The sequence below is a fragment of the Gordonia sp. 852002-10350_SCH5691597 genome, assembly GCF_001665715.1.
GTDB classification, from domain to species: Bacteria; Actinomycetota; Actinomycetes; order Mycobacteriales; family Mycobacteriaceae; genus Gordonia; species Gordonia sputi.
Window position 1 is genome coordinate 1 of record NZ_LZMO01000182.1, and the last position, 1,641, is coordinate 1,641.

Annotated in this window: 1 protein-coding gene; it reads right to left on the reverse strand. The window is 67.3% G+C overall.

Features of this window, described 5'->3' with window-relative positions; genetic code table 11:
- On the reverse strand, window positions 1–1,607 hold a 1,607-nt coding region (locus A5777_RS12890; RefSeq protein WP_231895049.1), incomplete at its 3' end, for a condensation domain-containing protein.
- Window positions 1,608–1,641: the final 34 nt, after the last annotated feature.

Genomic DNA, 1,641 nt, shown 5'->3' on the forward strand with positions numbered 1-1,641 from the left:
TCACGCGCCAACACCGCCACCCGCGCACCAAACTCCGCATACGACACCACCCGACCCTCACACCACAACGCAGGCGCCCCCGGCGACCGAACCACCTGCGCCGCAACAGCATCAGCAACCGTCTCGACGATCGGCTCCGTGGTCGGCCCGGTCGCGGCAGACAGGACGGCAGCCGTTTCGGCAGGCGAGATCAACGTCGTGTCGCCGACAGCGTCTGCCGGGGCCGACGTCAGACCGGCCAACAACGCGAGGTAGCGGTCGGCGAACGTCGAGATGGTCCCGTCGTCGAACAGGTCGGTGGCATAGACGATCGAGCACTGCCAGTCATCGCCCGACGGCGCGGTCGTCACCGTGAGCGCGAGGTCGAGTTGCGCTGGGACACTTGGGACCTCGACCGGCTCGACCTCGAGCTCGTCGACACGAACCGTGGGGTCTTCGACCGCGCCCGCCTCCATCGAGAGCATGACCTGAGCCAGCGGCGCGAATGCCTCGGAGCGCACCGGATCCAGCGCGTCGACGATGGTCTCGAACGGAACGTCCGCGTGAGTGAAGGCATCGAGGTCAGTCACCCGAATCCGGTCGAGCAGATCGACGAACGACTCGGCGAGGTCGACCTCGCTGCGCAGGATGAGAGTGTTGACGAACATCCCGACGAGCGGATCGAGCACTGCGTGTCCGCGCCCGGCAACCGGCGTCGCGACGGCGATGTCGGCGCTTCCCGACAGGCGCGCGAGCAGTACCGACAGCGCGGCGTGGACAACCATGAACGAGGTGACGCCACGTTCGGCCGCTGTCGCAGCGATTCGATCCGCGATCTCCGCGGGAATGGCCACCTGCATGCGAGCACCGCGATGAGTGGCGATGCGCGGGCGTGGACGGTCCGTCGGCAGATCGATGACGTCGGGGAGGCCTGCGAGCTCCGCGACCCAGTGCGCGAGCTGTCGCCCGACCACCGACTCGGGATCTGCGGGATCGCCGAGGACCTGGTGCTGCCAGATCGAGTAGTCAGCGAATTGCACTGCCAGCGGGACGAATTCGGGCGCCGCGTCCGCCGAACGTGCGAGATACGCCGTGACCAGATCAGCCACGAGCGGACGCATCGACTCACCGTCCGCCGCGATGTGATGGGCGACGAGGGCAACGATGTGCTCGTCGGGTCCCACCGGTGCCACGCGCACCCTCAGCGGCAATGATTCGGTGACATTGAATCCGGTGCTCACGGCGTCGGCGAGCGCCTGTTCGTCCGAGACGACGGCCCAGTCGAGTTCGGCCGCGACGCGGTGCGCCGGGTGGATCACCTGCACCGGGGTTCCGTCAACCGCGGGGAACGTCGTCCGCAACACCTCGTGACGAGCGACCACATCTTCCACAGCGCGGCGCAGCGCGACGAGATCGAGCTTCCCGCGAAGTCGCAGGAGCGCCGGGATGTTGTAGGTGGCGGTTCCGGGTTCGAACTGGTTGATGAACCACATCCGCGACTGCGCGAACGACAACGGGATCTCCGACGGCCGTGGCGACACGGCCTCGATCGGCGCGAGACCGCGATCCCGAGTGGTCACGAGATCGGCGAGTTCTTCGACGGTGGGCGCATCAAACACATCACGCACCGACACCGACACCCCGAACACATCAGCCACCCCA